Source organism: Streptacidiphilus carbonis, from assembly GCF_000787775.1.
GTDB classification, from domain to species: Bacteria; Actinomycetota; Actinomycetes; order Streptomycetales; family Streptomycetaceae; genus Streptacidiphilus; species Streptacidiphilus carbonis.
The window spans coordinates 47,772-65,311 of the sequence record NZ_BBPM01000021.1 but is presented as its reverse complement, the minus strand read 5'-3'; the positions used below and the strand labels follow the sequence as shown (position 1 = coordinate 65,311).

20 protein-coding genes are annotated in these 17,540 nt (G+C 72.6%); 5 read left to right on the top strand and 15 right to left on the bottom strand.

What is annotated here, in order from left to right; all coding sequences use genetic code 11:
• From TR46_RS43430 to TR46_RS42400, 6 genes are all read right to left on the bottom strand, one after another.
• A partial coding sequence (locus tag TR46_RS43430; RefSeq protein WP_236655378.1) for a glycoside hydrolase family 18 protein occupies positions 1–1,005 on the bottom strand: 1,005 nt, incomplete at its 3' end.
• 140 nt (positions 1,006–1,145) lie between these two features.
• On the bottom strand, positions 1,146–1,562 hold the full coding sequence (locus tag TR46_RS39570) for a DUF2218 domain-containing protein (protein ID WP_161790151.1): 417 nt from the start codon (positions 1,560–1,562) through the stop codon (positions 1,146–1,148).
• Positions 1,563–1,602: 40 nt separating this feature from the next.
• Positions 1,603–2,892 (bottom strand): MFS transporter, encoded by a 1,290-nt coding sequence (locus tag TR46_RS18495; RefSeq protein WP_236655377.1) that lies wholly within the window; start codon positions 2,890–2,892, stop codon positions 1,603–1,605.
• Between the two features lie 99 nt (positions 2,893–2,991).
• On the bottom strand, positions 2,992–3,201 hold the full coding sequence (locus TR46_RS18490; RefSeq protein WP_042402250.1) for a hypothetical protein: 210 nt from the start codon (positions 3,199–3,201) through the stop codon (positions 2,992–2,994).
• Between the two features lie 10 nt (positions 3,202–3,211).
• Positions 3,212–4,666 (bottom strand): GDSL-type esterase/lipase family protein, encoded by a 1,455-nt coding sequence (locus TR46_RS18485; RefSeq protein WP_236655376.1) that lies wholly within the window; start codon positions 4,664–4,666, stop codon positions 3,212–3,214.
• 185 nt (positions 4,667–4,851) lie between these two features.
• The gene (locus TR46_RS42400) at positions 4,852–5,031 is read right to left on the bottom strand and encodes a hypothetical protein (protein WP_042402247.1); all 180 of its coding nucleotides are present in this window, start codon (positions 5,029–5,031) and stop codon (positions 4,852–4,854) included.
• 223 nt (positions 5,032–5,254) lie between these two features.
• Here TR46_RS42400 and TR46_RS42395 point away from each other — a divergent pair, with 223 nt between their 5' ends.
• The 3 genes from TR46_RS42395 (at position 5,255) to TR46_RS18470 (ending at position 7,730) form a co-directional block, all read left to right on the top strand.
• Positions 5,255–5,728 carry an STAS domain-containing protein gene (locus TR46_RS42395; RefSeq protein ID WP_042402244.1) on the top strand — a complete coding sequence of 158 codons (474 nt, stop codon included), beginning with the start codon at positions 5,255–5,257 and terminating at the stop codon, positions 5,726–5,728.
• Positions 5,729–5,783: 55 nt separating this feature from the next.
• On the top strand, positions 5,784–5,936 hold the full coding sequence (locus TR46_RS42390) for a hypothetical protein (protein ID WP_161790150.1): 153 nt from the start codon (positions 5,784–5,786) through the stop codon (positions 5,934–5,936).
• Positions 5,937–6,050: 114 nt separating this feature from the next.
• Entirely contained in the window at positions 6,051–7,730 is a 1,680-nt protein-coding gene (locus TR46_RS18470; protein ID WP_052432910.1) for a SpoIIE family protein phosphatase, read from the top strand.
• 36 nt (positions 7,731–7,766) lie between these two features.
• Here the strand turns inward: TR46_RS18470 and TR46_RS18465 are convergent, their stop codons facing one another.
• The 3 genes from TR46_RS18465 to TR46_RS45555 form a co-directional block, all read right to left on the bottom strand.
• Entirely contained in the window at positions 7,767–9,674 is a 1,908-nt protein-coding gene (locus tag TR46_RS18465; RefSeq protein ID WP_042402241.1) for a transketolase, read from the bottom strand.
• Between the two features lie 60 nt (positions 9,675–9,734).
• Positions 9,735–10,433, bottom strand: coding sequence for a PRC-barrel domain-containing protein (locus TR46_RS38080; protein WP_052432909.1), 699 nt, complete (start codon positions 10,431–10,433; stop codon positions 9,735–9,737).
• A gap of 66 nt (positions 10,434–10,499) precedes the next feature.
• Positions 10,500–10,961 (bottom strand): WhiB family transcriptional regulator, encoded by a 462-nt coding sequence (locus TR46_RS45555; RefSeq protein ID WP_063770615.1) that lies wholly within the window; start codon positions 10,959–10,961, stop codon positions 10,500–10,502.
• Positions 10,962–11,132: 171 nt separating this feature from the next.
• On the opposite strand from TR46_RS45555, the gene TR46_RS18450 reads away from it, so the two are divergent.
• Both TR46_RS18450 and TR46_RS18445 read left to right on the top strand, forming a co-directional pair.
• Complete coding sequence (locus tag TR46_RS18450) at positions 11,133–11,522, top strand: hypothetical protein (protein WP_042402238.1); 390 nt, start codon at positions 11,133–11,135, stop codon at positions 11,520–11,522.
• Positions 11,523–11,644: 122 nt separating this feature from the next.
• Complete coding sequence (locus TR46_RS18445; protein ID WP_042402235.1) at positions 11,645–11,857, top strand: hypothetical protein; 213 nt, start codon at positions 11,645–11,647, stop codon at positions 11,855–11,857.
• Here TR46_RS18445 and TR46_RS18440 read toward each other — a convergent pair.
• The 6 genes from TR46_RS18440 to TR46_RS18415 all read right to left on the bottom strand — a co-directional run bounded on the left by TR46_RS18440 (position 11,836) and on the right by TR46_RS18415 (position 17,539).
• Positions 11,836–13,842 carry an aconitate hydratase gene (locus TR46_RS18440; RefSeq protein WP_042402233.1) on the bottom strand — a complete coding sequence of 669 codons (2,007 nt, stop codon included), beginning with the start codon at positions 13,840–13,842 and terminating at the stop codon, positions 11,836–11,838. The two genes, TR46_RS18445 and TR46_RS18440, sit on opposite strands and share 22 nt — an antisense overlap.
• An 88-nt stretch (positions 13,843–13,930) precedes the next feature.
• Positions 13,931–15,793 carry a complex I subunit 5 family protein gene (locus TR46_RS18435; RefSeq protein ID WP_042402230.1) on the bottom strand — a complete coding sequence of 621 codons (1,863 nt, stop codon included), beginning with the start codon at positions 15,791–15,793 and terminating at the stop codon, positions 13,931–13,933.
• Positions 15,794–15,808: 15 nt separating this feature from the next.
• A complete protein-coding gene (locus TR46_RS18430; protein ID WP_042402227.1) occupies positions 15,809–16,165 on the bottom strand; it encodes a sodium:proton antiporter in 357 nt (118 codons plus the stop codon).
• Entirely contained in the window at positions 16,162–16,917 is a 756-nt protein-coding gene (locus TR46_RS18425) for an MnhB domain-containing protein (RefSeq protein ID WP_042402224.1), read from the bottom strand. Before TR46_RS18425 ends, TR46_RS18430 begins: the two co-directional genes overlap by 4 nt.
• Complete coding sequence (locus tag TR46_RS18420; RefSeq protein ID WP_042402221.1) at positions 16,914–17,216, bottom strand: Na(+)/H(+) antiporter subunit B; 303 nt, start codon at positions 17,214–17,216, stop codon at positions 16,914–16,916. Before TR46_RS18420 ends, TR46_RS18425 begins: the two co-directional genes overlap by 4 nt.
• Entirely contained in the window at positions 17,213–17,539 is a 327-nt protein-coding gene (locus tag TR46_RS18415; RefSeq protein ID WP_042402219.1) for a monovalent cation/H(+) antiporter subunit G, read from the bottom strand. Before TR46_RS18415 ends, TR46_RS18420 begins: the two co-directional genes overlap by 4 nt.
• Position 17,540 lies beyond the last annotated feature (1 nt).

Here is a 17,540-nt window from a genome sequence, read left to right as displayed (position 1 = left end):
CCCGCCCCCGCCCCCACCGCCGCCCGAACTGCCCTCATAGGGAACGAAGGCGTCGGTGAAGGCCAGCGGGTTCTGGCTGATCTCACTGCAGGTGGACAGCGAGTTGGCGGAGCCGCTGCAGGCCTGGTCCCGGTCGACGGACCAGAACGCCAGTCGGCCGACGCCGTGCGAGGCCGCGAAGGACTCGACGGTCTGCGCGTCGGCGAGGGTGAAGGTGGAACCGTCGTCGTTCTTGCCGATCATCGGCGTGATGCCGAGGTTGGCGTAGGTGTAGCCGGAGTCGACGGACTGCATCTGAGCCATCGTCGCCTGGGCGGCGGCGACCGAGCCCTGGCCCATCTCGGTGCCGGTGCCCGCGTAGTAGTCCATGGTCATGATGTTGACCACGTCGATCCGGATGCCCGCGTTCTTGGCGGCCTTCAGGATGTTGACGCCGTCGTTGGTCAGACCGCTGGCCACGACCGGCAGGGTCATCGAGAACTGCAGGTTGGGGTTGGACGCCTTGAGGTCCTTCATCGCCTGCATCTGGCGTGCGGCCGCTGCGGTGTCCGCGATCGCGGCGCCCTCGATGTCGAAGTCCAGCTGGGTGACGCCGTAGTCGTTGATCAGGGCCTGGTAGCCGGCGTCGATGCTGCTCTGGGTGGAACAGGTCCAGGCGAGTGCCAGGCCGCTGGCGCCGCCGGAGGAGATGATCACCGAGGCGCCCTCGGACTTGGCCTTGGCGATCTCGGGATCGGTGTAGGAGTCCGCGCCGATCGGGAGGGTGTCGCCCCAGATCTGGGAGCAGCCCTCGCCGAGCACGAAGGCGGCCGTGTAGGCCTTCAGCCTGTGCCCGGTGACGGCGGTGTCGAGCATGCCCTCCTGACCGTTCGACATGTCGACATAGGGGGCCACGGAGTAGACGCTGGTCACGGCGGCGGCACTGGTGGGGGCCAGCGTGCCGACGGCTCCGGCGGTGACCAGCGCGAGTGCGCAGGTCGAGGCGGCGAGTCTTGCCACGTGCATGACAGTTGCCCCTTTCGGGGATGCCCGTCGGGCGTGGGGGATGTGGGGGTGGTGCGCCACTCAGGCCTGAGTCTGGTATGTACCAAACAACCTCGGGCCGCTCCCGTCAAGAGGACTAGACCAAATAACCCGACCGGCCGTCAGTCGCCGTCCTGCCAGGTCACCGTGAGGCCCTCGCGGACGCCGAAGCGCTCGACATCGGCCGCGACGATCCGCCGCAGGCGCGCGAGACCGTCCGGGCTCGCCGCTTCGAGCGCGAGCAGCAGGCAGTCGGGTTCCGCGGTGATGCGGCAGGCGCCCCCGCCGTCCGGGAACTCGATCACGCCGCTGGGCGGGGTCCAGTGGGCCTCGGACGTCATCCGGGCGGCATGGCTGCACAACTGCTTGGCGTAGCGCTCGCTCCGCTCGGTGCGGACCCGGGCGCGGCAGCGGTACTCCCCCACCGGCTTCGCGCCCGTGCGCGGCCTGCCGAAGGCGGCGCGGACGTGTCGCGCGATTGCGGCGGCGTGAGAGGGCGGACGGTGCATGTTGGCCTCCGGGTGTCGAGGACTACTCACTTGCCGCAGTTTTGCGATACAAAGTGTCGCTGTCAACCCATCATGTCGCAGCACCGTCGTCATGACTCCTTCGGGCCTCCCGCGGGGCGCGCAGCGCGTACCAGCCGGCCACCGCGGTGCCCAGGCACAGGGCGGCCGAGCTGAGGCCGAGCGACCAGTGCACCCCGATCGCCGCCCCCAGCAGGCCCACCGTGAAGCCGCTGCCGGCCCGGAGCCCGTTCACCGACATGCCGAAGACGCCCACGACCCGGCCCCGGTCCGCCGCCGGGGCCAGCAGCTGCACAACGGTCTGCCCGATCGACATCGCCGCCAGATTGGCGACTCCGCCGACCACCAGCATCAGCAGTGCCAACGGATAGCTGGTCGAGATGGCGAAGAACAGGCTGGTGGCGCCGAAGACCGCGGTGCTCACCACGGCGGCCGCCACACTCGGCCGGATCCACCCGGTGGCCTCCAGCACGATGCCGCCGAGCACGCCGCCGGCCCCGTTGGCGAACAGCAGCACCCCGTACGCGGTACCGGCACCGGACGCCCCCAGGTCGTGGGCGAAGACCGGCATCGCCGACTGCAGCGAGGCGCCGACGAAGAACGACGCCAGCCCGCCCAGCACGATCATGCTGACCAGGGTGCGGTCGGCGCCCACCTCGCGGATGACCCGGATCGATGCCAGCGCCCCCACCCGGGGCCGGACCACCGCGCCGTCGCGGGTGTGGCCGGTGAAGCGGGTCCGGAAGAGGAAGAACGTCAGCGGCAGGTAGAAGGCGACGTTGACGAAGATCCCGGCGGTCGGGCCCAGGCCCAGCAGCAGCGCCGAGCCGACCACCGGGCCGAACAGCACACCCAGGCTGCGGAAGGTCGCGTTCAGGCGCACCGCGCTGGGCAGTTCGGACGGGCCGACGAAGTCGTGCAGCATCAGCTGCTCGCCGGGCCCCCACAGCGAACCGGCCACGCCGTGCAGCACCAGCAGCAGGCAGGCCTCCCAGATCTGCAGGCTCCCGGTGAGGATCAGCACTCCCCAGGCCGCGGACACCAGCATGAACAGCCCCTGCGCCGCCTGGATCACCCGCCGGCAGTCGTACCGGTCGGCGAGCCCGCCGAACCAGACGGAGAAGAACAGGAACGGCAGCCAGTGGCTGATCACCTCGAACCCGGTCAGCGCCGGTGAGTGGAACTTCTGCCAGAGCACCCAGTAGGTGATGACGTGCTCGATGTTGTCCCCCATCATCGACAGCGCCGCGCCGAACAGATAGGGACGGCAGTCCCGGTTGTGCAGCGCGGCGAACCGCCGCGGCGCGACGGCGGTCTCCCCCTCCGTCACCGCCTCGGGCACGTGCGTGGCTATCCCGCAGGCGGCACACATATCTCTGCTTCAACTCCCCGGTGGTCAGTACTGCCCCGCATACCCTAGAGGCCGCGCTGACCTGGCAGGTCACCGGAGTGCCGCGGGTGCCTCCCGGGCGGTGCCCCCGGGGGTTCCGGACGCGATCGTCAGACCGGCGACCAGAGCCGCGAGCAGAAGGCTGCCGACCGCCCACCAGAGCGTGGCGGTGAATGCGATGGTCGTCGGATCTCCATTGATCAACTGGTCCACGGGAGCAAGATAGTCGAACACCCCGAAGACGTGGAGCCGCTGGTCCAATCGGTGACGATCAGCGGGCCGGCGCCGGGCTCGTCGAAGCCCGGGCCGGCGCGGAGCCAGAGGGCGGTGCGGAGGCGGGGGCCGAACCCGAGGGCGACGGCGTGGGGGTCGGGGTGGGGAGGGAGTCCAGGACCCGCTGGTCGGCCAGGGCGATGGCCAGTTCGCCCGCCGCCGTCGGGTGCAGCGGGGCCTGGTCCGCGGTGTTCTGCACGAAGGGCTGCTCGGTGCAGAGCTCATGGCCGTCGAACCGGGGCTGCACCGAGACGAAGTGGAAGGTCTGCGCCCCCTGGTTCAGCACCGAGTTCAGCGTCGCCAGCCGAGAGCGGAGCACCGCGGTCTTGGCCGTGGTCAGCCCGTCCTGCTTCAGGCAGTCGGTGTTGGCGCCGAAGGGCTCGAAGTAGTCGTTGATCAGCACGGCCGGGTGCTCCGGCAGCGCCGCCAACTGCTGCAGCAGGTCGAAATAGTTCTGAGTGAAGGTCCCCAGCAGCTCCTGGAAGTAGGCAGTGCTGGCCTTGTCGTCGCAGACCGGGGCCGCGGCGCAGAGCCCGGTCAGCACGGACCAGTTCATGTCGTTGGCGCCGATGCTGACGATGAACGCCTTCGCCTCGGCGGCCCGCTTCGCCGTGGCCAACTGCGGTGGCGCGACCTGCTCACCGCGGATCTGCACGCCCAGGATGCCGTTGCCCATGGTCGCACCCTGGCAGGCCAGGTTGAGCACGTTCCAGCCGTTCGCCGTCGCCAGGTCGGCGGCGTAGGCGTCGGCGCTGCGCCCGCAGGCCTTGTCCAGGGCGTCGGCATGGGCCACCGGCCGGTTACCCAGCCCGGCCGCGGTGGAGTCTCCCAGCACCACCACCCGCACCCCGGACAGGTCGGGCCCCTTCGCGGCGGGCACCGGCTCGAACGGCGCGATCCCCACCAGGTCGTCGATGCTGCTCACCTGCTGCAGCGCCCGCGGCGTGCCGGAGGCCAGCAGATAGATCCCGACCGCGTCGAGGGCGACGACCGTCACCACGCCGACGGCGAGCATCTTCAGCAGGGTGCGCCTGCTGGAGCGGCGCACCCCGGCGACGGCCACCACGATCACGGCGGTGCAACCCGCCGCTATCACCGTCTCCCAGGCGCAGTAGCGGGTCCAGCCACCGGCCAGCCGCCGACTGACCGTCAGTTCGAGGGTGTCGTGCCCTTCGGACCGTACGATCTGGTCGACCTGCGAGTCGATGGTGATCCGGCTGAGTCTCAGCCGCGGCCGGATCGGCCCCTGGAAGTGCGGCTCGGTCGGCATCGCCTGCCCGAACAGGTCCAGCTCACCGGGGCCGGACAGGCTCAGCCCCGGCTGCACCGCCCCCACCTGCATGCTCTGCCCGGCGACGGTGACCGTCTGCACCGGCGTGATCCGCACGGCCAGCCAGATCGACCCGGCACAGACCACCAGCAGCGCCACCAGGGCCAGGAGCACTCCGGCCACCCTCCCCGGCCGTATCCGTATCGCTGACCGGGCCCGCAACCAGCGCAACCAACCCACCCTCGGAACACCTCCGGCCTCGGCGTCTCTCCTCCACCAAGTCCGGCCCCTACCCGGAATCCCCGGTCGAACCCGCCCGATCCCGGCCGGACCGGGTCACGTCCACGGCCCGCCGGTACGTCGCTGCGTCAGTCCTCGCCCAGGATGATGTTGTCGGCGATCGGAGGCACCCGGTCGCCGCCCGTCTCCGCGCCGAACTCGGGCTCGGACAGGCGCGTGGGGGCCGGGCGCTGCTGTGTCCGCGGCGCGGTCCTCACCTGCGGGGCGGCGCTGGTCTGGGTCGTGGGCGTATGTGTCGTGGACTGCATGGCGAATCCTCTCCTCTTCTTCCTCGGGGTGTCGCCAATTGTTCGCCTGCCCCCGGGAGGGGGCGCGCAAAAGTCGTCCGAGCCGCACCGCGCTTCACCCGTTCGAGGGATCGTCACCGGTTCGCCGGACCGGAACGGCGTTCGTTGGTCGATGCTTGGGACAAGGCGCAGGCGGCAGGGGCGTCGGTGCCGTCCGGGTCGCCGTCGTCCGAGGAGATCGACCATGGTCGCGCTGCGTATCGACCCGATCGAGGGCGGTCTGCTCGTCGGGCTGCCGCCCGAGTTCGACAGCGTCCATATCGGCCAGCTCACCGCGCCCTTACGGGAGCAGGTGCTGAACCGCGACCCGCGACCCGGCCGGGTGGTGCTCGACCTGTCACCGGTGCAGTTCATCGACACCCCGGGGCTGGCCCTGATCTCCCGGGCCCGTCGACTGGGCGCCGACCTGGGCATCGAGGTCCTGGTGGTAGCGCCCACCCCGGCGCAGCGCCGACTGCTGGGGGCGATGGGCCTCGACCCCGGCGCCGTCCACGCCACCGTGCCCGCCGCGCTGGCCGGCAGCCGTCCCGACGGGCGCCGTCCCGACGGGCGCCGTGCTGACGGCCGGCCCGACGGCCGACCCGACGGCAGAGGGCCCGGTCCGGGATCCGGAACCCTCCTGGGCGGGTTTCGGCATAGTCGGGGCGATCGCGGGTAGCCGGGACTTCGGCCCGATGGGTCGACCCTCTGCCCGGGTGAAATGGAGTCTGTGGATGTCGACTTCTCCGACGCGTGCACGCTCACTGGTGTACAGCGAGGTGAACTGTTCCACGCCGCACCTGGTGCGCTACCTGACGGCGCGGGCGAGCGCGGTGGGTATCCGGCTCCGGCGCCGACTGGTCCGGCGCGGCCACCGGCAGCACTGACCGCGCGGGCGGGTCCTCGGCCGCAGACCGTGACCCGTTTCGGACGCCACCCGCCCGGCTGATGCGTATCCTGCAGACGTAGCAGGTCGACACCCGTCGGACGAGAGGGCTCGGATGACCATCGGCTCTCCGTCCGGCCCGGCCCTGGAGCGGCTGGGCGAATGGCCCGACCACGCCGACCTCGGCGTGCTCGCGGTGGACGACGGCGGCCACATCCTCGCCGCGAACGCCCGCGCGCTGGAGCTGGTGCGGCGCGACGAGATCGACGTCCTCGGCCAGGACCAGCACGAACTGCTGCACCGCGCCGAGGACGGCGGCGCCCTGCCCCGCGCCCGGTGCCCGATCATGCACGCGCTGCTCTCCGACCGTCCGGTCCAGGGCGGCACCGTCTGGTTCGAACGCGGCGACGGCACGCTGCTGCCGGTCGCCTGGACCGCGGCCCCGTGCGTCTGGGAGCCCGGTACCGCAGGGATGACGGTGATCTTCCACGAGGCCGCGGCGGAGCAGGTCGGACGTCCGTCGCCGTCACTTGCCGAGTTGGAGCGGCTGGCCCTGCTCGCGGAGACCACCTCCACCCTCACCTCGACGCTGAACGAACAGGAGTGCGTCGCCCGGCTCGTCGAACTGGTGGTGCCGCGGCTGGCCGACTGGGTGGTGGTCGACCTCGCCGACGAACAGGGCGAGATCTGGCGCACCGCCGTCGTGCAGCACCAGGAGGGCCGGCTGGTGCACCGGGACGACCTGGAGGGGCCGATGCCTCCGGTGTCCCCGCGGTCGCAGATGCCGCTGTCGCGCGCCCTGCGCGGCACCGCGGCCTCGGTGACCGGTCCCGAGGTCTACGAGGGTGCGCCGGACTCGGGCATCGCCGTGGTCCAGCGCGAGCTGTTCGCCGCCACCGGGATGCGCTCCGCCGCGATAGCCCCCATCCGCGGCCCCCGCGAGGTCCTGGGCGCGCTGACGCTGGGCCGCACCGCCGCCGACGCCCGGTTCGACGTCCGCGACCTGTCGCTGCTTGAGGACATCACCCGCCGGGCCGGGCTGGCCCTGTCGAACTCACGGCTCTACCAGCAGCAGCGCCGGGTCGCCGAGACCATGCAGCGGCACCTGCTGCCGCAACTGCCCAGGATCCCCGGCCTGCAGATGGCCGTCCGCTACCTCGCCGCCCCGCACGCCTCGCAGGTGGGCGGCGACTGGTACGACGCTTTCACGCTGCCGGACCGCAGCACCGCCCTGGTCATCGGCGACGTGGCCGGGCACGACCTGGACGCGGCGGCCGGCATGGCCCAGGTCCGCAACATGCTCCGCGCGCTGGCCTGGTCGCACCAGGAGCCGCCCGGGGCCATCGTGGACCGGCTGGACCGGGCGATGACCCACATCTCCGACGCCACCATGGCCACGCTCATCCTGGCCAGGGTCCAACGCGGCGACGACGGCACCTGGCGGCTGCGCTGGACCAACGCGGGGCACCCGCCGCCGCTGCTGGTCACCCACGACGGCCGGGCCCGCTACCTGGACTCCGGCAAGGTCCTGCTGCTCGGCACCGGCACGGCCTTCACCCGCGGCGACACCACCGAGCCGCTGCCCCCCGGCGCCACCCTGCTGCTCTACACCGACGGGCTGATCGAGTCCCCGGCGCACGGAACCGACCCGGGGATGGCCCTGCTGCGCCGCCACGCCGCCGCCCTGGCCCACCGACCCCTGGACGCCTTCTGCGACCTGCTCCTGGAGCGGGCGCGACCGCACGACAACTCCGACGACGTCGCCCTGCTGGCGCTGCGCACCCCTGAGGCATGACCTCTGCGGCATGACCCTTGAGGCATGACCCTGCGGCTACCCCGCCGTTCGGGCCGCGTCGAGGATCCCCCGGGCGGCGTGCACGATGCTGTCGCTGGAGATGCCCGCCGCAGCCAGCAGTTCGGCCGGGGCACCGGAGCCGGGGAGGTTGCGTACCGCGAGGTGGGCGAAGGGGGGAACCTCGCCGAGGGCGGCGAGTCCGGACAGCACGGCCTCGCCGATGCCGCCCTCCGGGTGGTGGTCCTCGACGACGACCAGCCCGCCGGTCTCCCGGGCCGCCCGCAGCAGTGTCACCGCGTCCAGCGGCTTGACCGAGTAGAGGTCGATCACCCGTGCGGGGACGCCCTGCGCGGCCAACTCGTCGGCCGCCCTGAGGCATTCGTGGAGGGTGACCCCCGCCCCGACCAGGGTGACCCGGTCGCCCTCGGCGCTGGTGCGCAGCGTCTTCGACCCGCCGACCGGGAACTGCTCGTCGGCGTCGTAGAGCACCGGGTAGCCACCGCGGGTGGTGCGCAGGTAGGAGATGCCGTCCAGGTCCGCCATGGCCAGGGTGAGTGCGGCGGCGGAGGCGGCGTCGCTCGGGTAGAGCACGGTGGAGCCGTGCACCGAGCGCATCATCGCCAGGTCCTCCAGGCCCATCTGGGAGGGGCCGTCCGCGCCGATCTCCACTCCGCAGTGCGTTCCGCACAGGGCCATCGAGACCTGGGAGACGGCCGCCATCCGGATGAAGTCGTGGGCCCGGGTGAGGAAGGCGGCGAAGGTGGTGGCATAGGGGCGGAAGCCGCGCACCGCCATGCCGACGGCGGTGGCCACCATCTGCTGCTCGGCGATGTACATCTGGAAGAACCGGTCCGGGAACTCCTTGCCGAAGTCCTCGGTGTGGGTGGAGTTGCCCACCTCGGCGTCCAGCACCACGACCTCCGGGCGCGCGCCCAGCGCCGCCAGCGCCTTGCCGAAGGCGGAGCGGGTGGCCACGGACTCACCCACCTCGAACCGGGGCGGCTGCACCGGCCCGGCGGCCTCCGTCCTCGGTCCGGCGGCGGCCAGCCGCGGCTGCGGCCCACGGACCGTCAGATGCCGCACCCCGCCCAGCTCCTGGACCGCCCGGTCGGCCAGGTCCTGGGGCAGCGGCTTGCCGTGCCAGCCCTCGGCGTCCTCCACCTCGCCGACGCCCTTGCCCTTGACGGTCCTGGCCACCACCACCGTGGGCTGCTGCCCGTCGGCCGCGGTACGCAGCACCTGGTCCACGGCGTCGAGGTTGTGGCCGTCGACGGCCAGGGCGCGGCAGCCGAAGGCCTCGGCGCGGCGCACATAGGCGTCGGTGTCCCAGCCGAACTCGGTGGGCCCGCTCTGCCCGAGCCGGTTGACGTCGACCAGGACCACGAAGTTGCCGAGCCGGTGCTTTCCCGCCTTGTCCAGGGCCTCCCAGACCGAGCCCTCCGCCATCTCGCTGTCGCCGCAGAGCACCCAGACCCGGTAGTCCTGGTGCTCCAGGTCGCGCCCGGCCAGCGCCAGGCCGACCCCGTAGGCGATGCCCTGGCCCAGCGACCCGGTGGCGACGTCCACCCAGGGCAGCGCCGGCGTCGGGTGGCCCTGCAGCCGGGAGCCCGCGCGGCGGTAGCCGGTGAGCAGTTCCTTCTCGTCGACGGCGCCGGCCGCGGCGAACATCGAGTAGAGCAGCGGCGAGGCGTGCCCCTTGGAGAGGACCAGGTGGTCATTGGCCGGATTGCCCGGATCCTGCCAGTCGTACCGGAGATGACGGGCCATCAGCACGGCCGCCAGGTCGGCGGCCGACATGCTGGACGTCGGATGCCCGGATCCCGCGGCGGTGCTGGCCCGGACCGAGTCCACCCGCAACTGCTGCGCGAGTTCGAAGACGTCCGCCAGGTCCGAGTCGGGGCCGATCACGGTGCCGGGGGTGCCGGGGGTCGGTGCGGCGGTCATGGTCCTCCTCCAGGTCCGGTCTTCAGGTCCGCTCTTCAGGTCCGGTCAGGTCGTTCCGGGTCACGGATGGTCGAGGTCGACCGGTGGGAGGTCTCCCACCTGCGCCTTGGACAGCTGCACCCGTACCGAGCCGCCGCCCACCCGGGTGACCGCACGGATCGGGATGGCCACGGTCTTCTTACCCCAGAAGTGCCCCTCCTGCAGCAGCACATGGGTGACCCCGTGGTCCGCCGGGTCGATCACCAGACCCTGGACCCGGCCGATCTCGCCGTCGTTCGCCTCGACCCGCTCGCCCCTGCGGATCTGCACCTCGCCGCTGGGCACCCGCTCGTAGGTCTGCTCTCTCGGCTCGCCGACTCCGGTCGGCAGGATCCCGGGGGCACCCGCGATGCCGCCGGTGCCGCTGACGCCCAGGCCGAAGTACGGCCAGGCGATCAGCTGCTCGGTTCCGTAGCCGAACCGGTCGTCGTCGTAGCCGGACAGGAACTCGGTCTCCTCGGCCGGTTCCAGCGCCTCGAAGGCGGCGGTGTCGCACCGCAGCACGATGACGCCGGCGTCGTGGCCCCGGCCCTGGACCGGGCTCTCCACCAGGTCGAGCGGCACGAGTCGCCGGGTGCCGCTGCCGGGGTCCACCACCAGGTGGGTGAGGGTCCGGGCCACCGGGTCGACCACCACTCGGTCCAACCGCCCGCAGGTGCCGTTCGCGCAGTGGACCTCGGTTCCGATGGCGTACTTCACGGTTGCCTGGGCTTCGGTCATGGCGATGTCCTCTCGCTCACTCAGCGTTCGATCGGCTACCCGCGACCTGCGGGTACAAACCCTCGATCAACTCGGACGCGTACCCGCCGGCCCGCTGGAACGACCCGCCGTCGCGCCCCGGTGCCGGTCCCGGTCACCAGCCTGCCTGCCGTCCCTGCCGTCCCTGCCGTCCCTCCCGTCCCTCCCGTCGAGGCCGCCGCGGCTGTCGCGCCGCTCCGTCCGCCGCTGGATCTGTGCCCGCCGCTGGATCTGCCGCCGCTCGACTTCGTCCCGGCCGCCCCAGATGCCCGACTCCTGGCCGGTGCGCAGCGCCCAGTCCAGGCAGTCCGCCGCCACCGGGCAGCGTGCGCACACCGCCTTGGCCCTGGCCTCCTGAACGGCGGCGGGCCCGGTCCCGGTGAGCGGGAAGAAGAGTTCGGGGTCGAGGTCGGCGCAGGCGGCGTCCCACCACCAGCCCTGGCGTGCGCCGGTCGGCGGAACCGTGCGCCGGAACCTGGCCCGGCCCACCGGCTCAGCCCCCCGTTCCACGGCCGCGGGTGTGTCCGTGGCGTTCGTCGTCGAGCATTCGGGTCGCCCCCTAGGGTCGGGTCCGGTGGCACGGGTGCCGTTCAACCCCCGTATGACCGGTCCGCCGAAACGCAAACGACTCCGTGCCGTCGACCCCGGCGACGGCGGTGCGACCGGGTTACGATCAGCCGCATGGCAAAGACCACCGCTGAGAAGCTGGGCGTCAGGGAAGGCTCGGCGCTCCTGCTGATCGGGGCGCCGCAGGGGTGGTCGCCGGGACCGCTGCCCGTCGGCGCCGTGCTGGCCGATGACGCGGACGGCCCGGATCTGGCCGTTCTCTTCGCCTCCGACACCGCGGCCGTCGACGCCGGGATCGGGACGGCGGTGGCCGCCCTCCCCCTGGACGGGCTGCTCTGGGTGGCCTACCGCAAGGGCGGGGCCGAGGCGGGCACCGATCTCAACCGCGACATCCTGCAGGCCCGGCTCGCCGGGCACGGGCTGACCGGCGTCACCCTGATCTCTTTGGACGACACCTGGTCCGGCATGCGGGTCCGCCCCACCAGCCACGTCGGACGCCGCTGACCAGCCCTACAGGGGTGGGGAAGGGGCGTTTCGGGCAGAACCGAGGGGTAGGCGAATCTTCCCGGCCGGGGCGTCACGTCAGCGCTCGCTGACCCGCCGGCCGAGGCAGAGGAGGCGCTGTCATGCGGATCTACGAGATGCGTGCCGAGTACGTGACGGGACCGGCCGGCCGGCGGATCGGCCAGTGGCACATGATCAAGGACAACGGCATCACGGCTCTGTGCGGGTACGACACGGACCCGGCCGCGGAGAAGATGTCCGACCTGGCCTGGGGGCACACCGAGGAGAAGTTCTGCCACACCTGCGGCGCCATCTACCTGCGCGAGGTCCCCTGAGCCGAGGTCCCCTGCCCCCGCGAGGGCTGTCCCGCCAGGGCCGGGATGACCCCGCCGGCCAGGACGTTGGCGCGCTGCCGCGGTGAGAGGCGGTGCCTGACCGGGTAGTCGTCCCCGGTCGTGGTGTTGTGGACGACGAGTTCCCGGCTGTCGCGGTCCGCGCCGAGCTGCTCGTGCAGGTGTTCCAGACACAGCTCGTCACCCCGGCTGATCCGCCCGTGGTCCTCCGGATCGGCGAACTCCAGGGCCAGCACCCCGAAGTTGGCCAGGTTCTGCCAGTGGATCCTGGCGAAGGACTTGGCCAGGACCACCCGCAGCCCCAGCAGCCGCGGGGTGATGGCCGCGTGCTCCCGCGAGGAGCCCTGGCCGTAGTTCTCTCCGGCGACCAGGAGATGCGTCCCCGCTTTCCGCGCCCGGTCGGGGTACTCGGGGTCGATGCGCGTCAGGGTGAAGTCGGCCAGCTTCGGCAGGTTGGACCGGTACGGCAGCGCCCGCGCCCCGGCAGGGGAGATCTCGTCGGTGGACACATTGTCACCCATGGTGAGCAGGACGGGTCCGCTCACGGTGTCGGGCAGCGGGTCGAGGTCGGGCAGGGCCGAGATGTTGGCGCCGCGGACCAGCTCCACCTCGGCGGCCTGCTCCGGCGGCAACGGCGCTTCGAGCATGGCGTCGTTGACGCTGGCCCGCGCGGGGAGGTCCAGCCGGGGCGGCTCCATCCGCTCCCCCGCGGCCCAGTCCCGCGGGTCGGTGATCGCGCCGGTCAGCGCCGAGGCGGTCGCGGTCTCCGGCGAGCACAGCCAGACCGAGTCGTCGGCGGTGCCGGAGCGCCCGGGGAAGTTGCGCGGGAAGGTCCGCAGCGAGTGCTGGCCGCTCGCCGGGGCCTGGCCCATGCCGATGCAGCCCAGGCAGCCGGCCTGGTGGATCCGGGCTCCGGCCGCGATCAGCTGGAAGGTGCCGCCCAGCCGGGTGAGGTCCTGCAGGATCTCCCGGGAGCTGGGGTTGATGTCCAGGCTCACCCCGGGCGCGCTCTGCCGCCCAGCCGCCATCGCCGCGGCGACGGCGAAGTCGCGCAGGCCCGGGTTGGCCGAGGAGCCGATGACCGCCTGCCCGATCGGAGTCCCCGCTGCCTCGCGCACCGGTACGACGTCGCCCGGCGAGTGCGGTCGGGCGATCAGCGGCTCCAGCGCGGAGAGGTCGATCTCCTCGGCCACGTCGTAGCCGGCGCCGTCGTCCGCGACGATGCGGTGGAAGTCCTGCTCCCGGCCCTGGGCCCGGAGGAAGTCCCGCACCGCCTCGTCGGCGGGGAACACGCTGGCGGTGGCGCCGAGTTCGGCGCCCATATTGGCGATCACATGCCGATCCATGGCGCTCAGCCCGCCGAGGCCGGGGCCGTGGTACTCCAGGATGCGGTTCACGCCGCCCTTGACCCCGTGCCGGCGCAGCAGTTCCAGGATTACGTCCTTGGCGCTCACCCAGGGCGGCAGGGTGCCGGTCAGCCGGACGCCCCACAGCTGGGGCATCGTCAGATGCAGTGGTTCCCCGGCCATGGCCAGCGCCACGTCCAGGCCGCCGGTGCCGATGGCCAGCATGCCCAGCGCCCCGGCGGCGCAGGTGTGCGAGTCGGAGCCGACCAGGGTCCGTCCCGGCCTGCCGAAGTGCTGCATATGGGTGGGGTGCGAGACCCCGTTGCCCGGCTTGGAGTACCAGAGTCCGAACCGGCGGGCGGCGGAACGCAGGAAGGCGTGGTCCTCGGCGTTGCGCTCGTCGGCCTGCAGGATGTTGTGGTCCACGTACTGGACGCTGACCTCGGTCCTGACCCGGTCCAGGCCCAGGGCCTCCAGCTCCTGCATGACCAGGGTGCCGGTGGCGTCCTGGGTGAGGGTCTGGTCCACCCGCAGGGCGATCTCCTCCCCCGGCACCGTCCGGCCGTCGACCAGGTGCTCCGCGATCAGGCGCTGCGCCACCGACATCGGGCCGCCGCTCATGAGGTCCACCTCCGCGCTCTCGCACACGCTGCCGTCGGATGCGTCTTCCCGCCCTGGTCGCCCGCTAACGCCGTCGGCGGAAGCCGGGTCACCTGAGTGCGGTGAACACGACCAGCAGCACTCCGACGCCGGTGGCCAGCCAGGCGACGTTGTCGCCGAGCCGTCCGGAGTGCAGTCGGCGCAGCGGCAGCACCAGCCGGTGCGATCCGGTCGCGGCCAGGTCGCGCAGCCTGCGGGCGCCCCGGCCGCCGAGCAGCGGCCCCCACAGCGCCGTCGCCGCCAGGGCGAGCGCGACCAGGGTGGAGACCAGGCCCAGCAGCGCGCCCTCGCCGGTCCACCCGGCCAGGGACGGGGCGCTCAGCGGCGGGAACGCCGTCGGCGGGCCCTGGCCGGCCGCGGCGAAGTAGTCCGCCCTGCTGGTGAACAGCGTCCCGGCCCGGGCCAGCCCCGCGGTCAGGCCCGGCAGTACGCCGCTCGCCAGGCACGCGGCGAGCAGCGCGGCGGGAACCGCCAGCATCGGCCGCGGGACGGGTCGCCCCGGGTCGCGTACCTCGGGCTCCTCGTCGTCGCCCCGGGTCTCGGCCTGGTGGCTGTCGTGCGGGACGGCCCCGGCGCCGGCGAAGACCCGGGCCGCCGTGCGCAGCACCGCACCGCCGGTGACCGCCGAGGTGACCACGAAGACCGCGGGCAGCCAGCCGAGGAAGTCTCCCGCCGCGTGCTCGGACAGGGCCTTGCCCAGCCCCGCGCCGAACGGCGGCAGCCCGGCCACGGCCAGGCCGCCGAGGGCGAACATCACACCGGCGCTCCACCGCAGCTCCCGGGCCCTGCCGTACAGCCCGTGCTCGTCCACCGAGCCGTACTGGTCCAGCAGCACGCCGGTGAGGCCGAACAGCGCCGCCTTGGCGCCCGCGTGCCCGAGCACGTAGAGGGCGGTCGCGGCGGCGCCGTGGGCGTCCAGGAGGGCGGTCCCGACCAGGAACAGTCCGACATGGCTGATGGTGGAGAAGGCGAGCATCCGTTTGATGTGCCGCTGCTGCCAGCACATCAGCGCGCCCAGCAGCGCGGTGAGCACCCCGGCGGCGACCAGGACGCCGCGTACGGCCCCGGCCGGGATCCCGCCGGGGCCGGCGAAGACCGTCCAGTAGACCCGCGCCGCTCCGTAGACGCCGAGCTCGACCATGACCCCCGACAGCAGCATGCACACGGGCGTCGGTGCGACCGCGTGCGCGTCGGGCAGCCAGAGGTGGAAGGGGACCATCGCGGCCTTGGTCAGCAGCCCGGTCAGGACCAGCACGAACGCCGTGACGGTGAGCGTGTCGGTGCGGTGGGCGGCCAGGTGCCGCCCGATCTGCGCCATGCCCAGCTCGCCGGTGCGGGCGTAGAGCAGCGCGATGCCCATCAGCGAGCAGTACGCGGCCAGGGAGTTGACGACGCCGAAGGTCAACGCGCCCTGCAGCGGGCGGGGGTCCTCCACCCGGTAGCCGGTGAGGGCGTAGGCGACCGCGCCCATCAGCTCGAAGAAGACGAAGGCGTTGAAGAGGTCGCCGGTGAGCGCGAACCCGCACATGCCCGCCTCGAAGAGCAGCACCAGCGCGGGGAACGTGCCCGGACTCCTGGTCGGCGGCTCGGCGAAGTAGCGCCACGCGTACACCACCGCGGCCAGCACCAGCAGCGACACCAGCAGCGCCAGCCCGACCCCGAGCGGGTCGCCGACCAGCACGATGCCCACGCTCTCGCCGTTCCTGGGCCGCCAGCCGCCGACCCAGGAGGCGAACGGACCCCGGTTGGCCGCACGCCAGAGCGCGGCCAGCAGCACCACGTCGGCCAACGCCCAGACGGTGACCAGGACGTCGCAGGCGCGCCTGGGCAGCAGCCGTCCGACGGCGGCGAACAGCGCCGCCCCCAGCAGCGGGACGGCGACGGCCAGCGGAAGCAGGTCGGGTGCGGTCATCAAGGATCCGTTCCGCTATCCGCGCAGGCTGTTCAGCCGGTCGGGGTCGACGGTGGCGTGGCGCTTGTGGAGCTGCATCACCAGGGCCAGCAGCAACGCGGTGACCGTGGCGCCCACCACGATGTCGGTGAGGGTGAGCGCCTGGACGACCGGGTCGACGACCACGGAGTGCGGCGAGGCGTCGGAGAACACCGGCGCGGTGCCGCCGCGGCGGAAGCCGACCGACAGCAGCAGGACGTAGGTGGCGGACTGGGCCACCGCCAGGCAGCCGACCGCATGGACCAGATTGCGGCTGGTCACCAGCCCGTACATGCCGACCAGCAGGATCCACCCGGCGACCAGGTGGGGCACCAGTCCGAACAGCCCGCTCATGAGGACCCTCTCTCCGTCGTCGTCCGCTCTCCCCTGGTCGCCAGGGCCTGGTCCAGGAAGTGGGCCAGCAGCACGATGACCCCCGAGGCCACCTCGACGCCCACGGCCGCGTTGATGACCGGGACCAGGCCCCCGGACGAGAGCGTGTTGAAGGTGCCCAGCGGCAGCACGTTCTGCAGGTAGGCCGCTCCGGTGATCAGTCCGGCCAGGCCCAGGGTGGTGAACGCGCCGGCGGCCACGGCGTCGACGCCGTCCAGCAGTTCCCTGGGCCGGATCTCCTTCAGCGACCGGTAGTCGGCGGCCACATAGGCCAGGTGCAGGGCACTGGCCAGCACCACCCCGCCCTGGAACCCGCCGCCGGGGCTGAGCTGCCCGTGGGCGACGATGTAGACGCCGGTCAGCAGCGCGACCGGGAGCAGCAGGGTGCCGAACAGCCGGGTGGACGGCAGCACCCGGACCTGACCGGGTGTGAACTCCTGTTCGTCGTCGGTACGGCGCAGCAGCGCGGTGGCACCGAGGACCGAGCCGAGCAGGATCGACTCCTCCCCCAGGGTGTCGAAGGCCCGCTGGTCGAAGTTGATCGAGGAGACGGTGTTGGCGGTGTGCTGCCGCAGCGTGGCGGCGACCGCGCGGTCACCGTAGGGATGGGCAGCCGTGCCGAAGTGCGGCAGCCCGGTGCAGGCGAGCACATAGAACACGGCGATCGCCGCAGCCGCGCCGAGGAACAGCCGCACCCGTGCGCTGCGGCTCAACGGTCCTCCCCCTCGGGCGCCGACTCCTTCGTGCCGGTCTCGTCGGGGGCGTCCCCGCGCCTGATCCGACGCAGCGTCAGCATGATGAGCAGCGGCGTGATCGCCGTGCCGACCCCCAACTGGGACAGGGCCACGTCGGGGGCCTGCAGCACGGTGAAGAGCAGCGCCAGCGTCAGCCCGAGCACGGCCAGCACCACGGCCTGGCGGGCCGGGTCGCGGGTGAGCACGGCGACCGTGGCCACGACCGCGACCACCAGCAGCACCACCAGCGCCAGTACCTCGGTGACATCGGGATTCATCCGTCGGCCTCCTCGTTCGCGCCTTCGCCGGTGGCCGCGGTGCCGCCGGTGGCCGCGGCGACCCGGGCGACGGCCATCGTGGTGACCGGTCCGGCCACGGCCAGCAGGCCACCGATGAACAGCAGCTTCACGGCCGCACGCCCCGGGCCGGTGTCCACCGCGAGGGCCAGTGCGATCAGCGGCGCGCCCAGCGAGGTCGCCGGAGCGAGCGCGTGCAGCCGGGCGAACGGCGCGGGCAGGACGACCAGCGCGACGGCGGAGACCACCAGTGCCGCTGCGCCGAGGGCCAGCAGCACCAGGGCGACGACGTGCCGCGGACCCATC

What these genes read in the sequence shown, in the direction of transcription:
- TR46_RS42400 (WP_042402247.1), bottom strand. Translation starts at nt 5,031, where the DNA reads ATGCAGTCCACGACACATACGCCCACGACCCAGACCAGCGCCGCCCCG.
- TR46_RS42395 (WP_042402244.1), top strand. Translation starts at nt 5,255, where the DNA reads ATGGTCGCGCTGCGTATCGACCCGATCGAGGGCGGTCTGCTCGTCGGG.
- TR46_RS42390 (WP_161790150.1), top strand. Translation starts at nt 5,784, where the DNA reads ATGTCGACTTCTCCGACGCGTGCACGCTCACTGGTGTACAGCGAGGTG.
- TR46_RS18470 (WP_052432910.1), top strand. Translation starts at nt 6,051, where the DNA reads ATGACCATCGGCTCTCCGTCCGGCCCGGCCCTGGAGCGGCTGGGCGAA.
- TR46_RS18465 (WP_042402241.1), bottom strand. Translation starts at nt 9,674, where the DNA reads ATGACCGCCGCACCGACCCCCGGCACCCCCGGCACCGTGATCGGCCCC.
- TR46_RS38080 (WP_052432909.1), bottom strand. Translation starts at nt 10,433, where the DNA reads ATGACCGAAGCCCAGGCAACCGTGAAGTACGCCATCGGAACCGAGGTC.
- TR46_RS18450 (WP_042402238.1), top strand. Translation starts at nt 11,133, where the DNA reads ATGGCAAAGACCACCGCTGAGAAGCTGGGCGTCAGGGAAGGCTCGGCG.
- TR46_RS18445 (WP_042402235.1), top strand. Translation starts at nt 11,645, where the DNA reads ATGCGGATCTACGAGATGCGTGCCGAGTACGTGACGGGACCGGCCGGC.
- TR46_RS18440 (WP_042402233.1), bottom strand. Translation starts at nt 13,842, where the DNA reads ATGAGCGGCGGCCCGATGTCGGTGGCGCAGCGCCTGATCGCGGAGCAC.
- TR46_RS18435 (WP_042402230.1), bottom strand. Translation starts at nt 15,793, where the DNA reads ATGACCGCACCCGACCTGCTTCCGCTGGCCGTCGCCGTCCCGCTGCTG.
- TR46_RS18430 (WP_042402227.1), bottom strand. Translation starts at nt 16,165, where the DNA reads ATGAGCGGGCTGTTCGGACTGGTGCCCCACCTGGTCGCCGGGTGGATC.
- TR46_RS18420 (WP_042402221.1), bottom strand. Translation starts at nt 17,216, where the DNA reads ATGAATCCCGATGTCACCGAGGTACTGGCGCTGGTGGTGCTGCTGGTG.
- TR46_RS18415 (WP_042402219.1), bottom strand. Translation starts at nt 17,539, where the DNA reads ATGGGTCCGCGGCACGTCGTCGCCCTGGTGCTGCTGGCCCTCGGCGCA.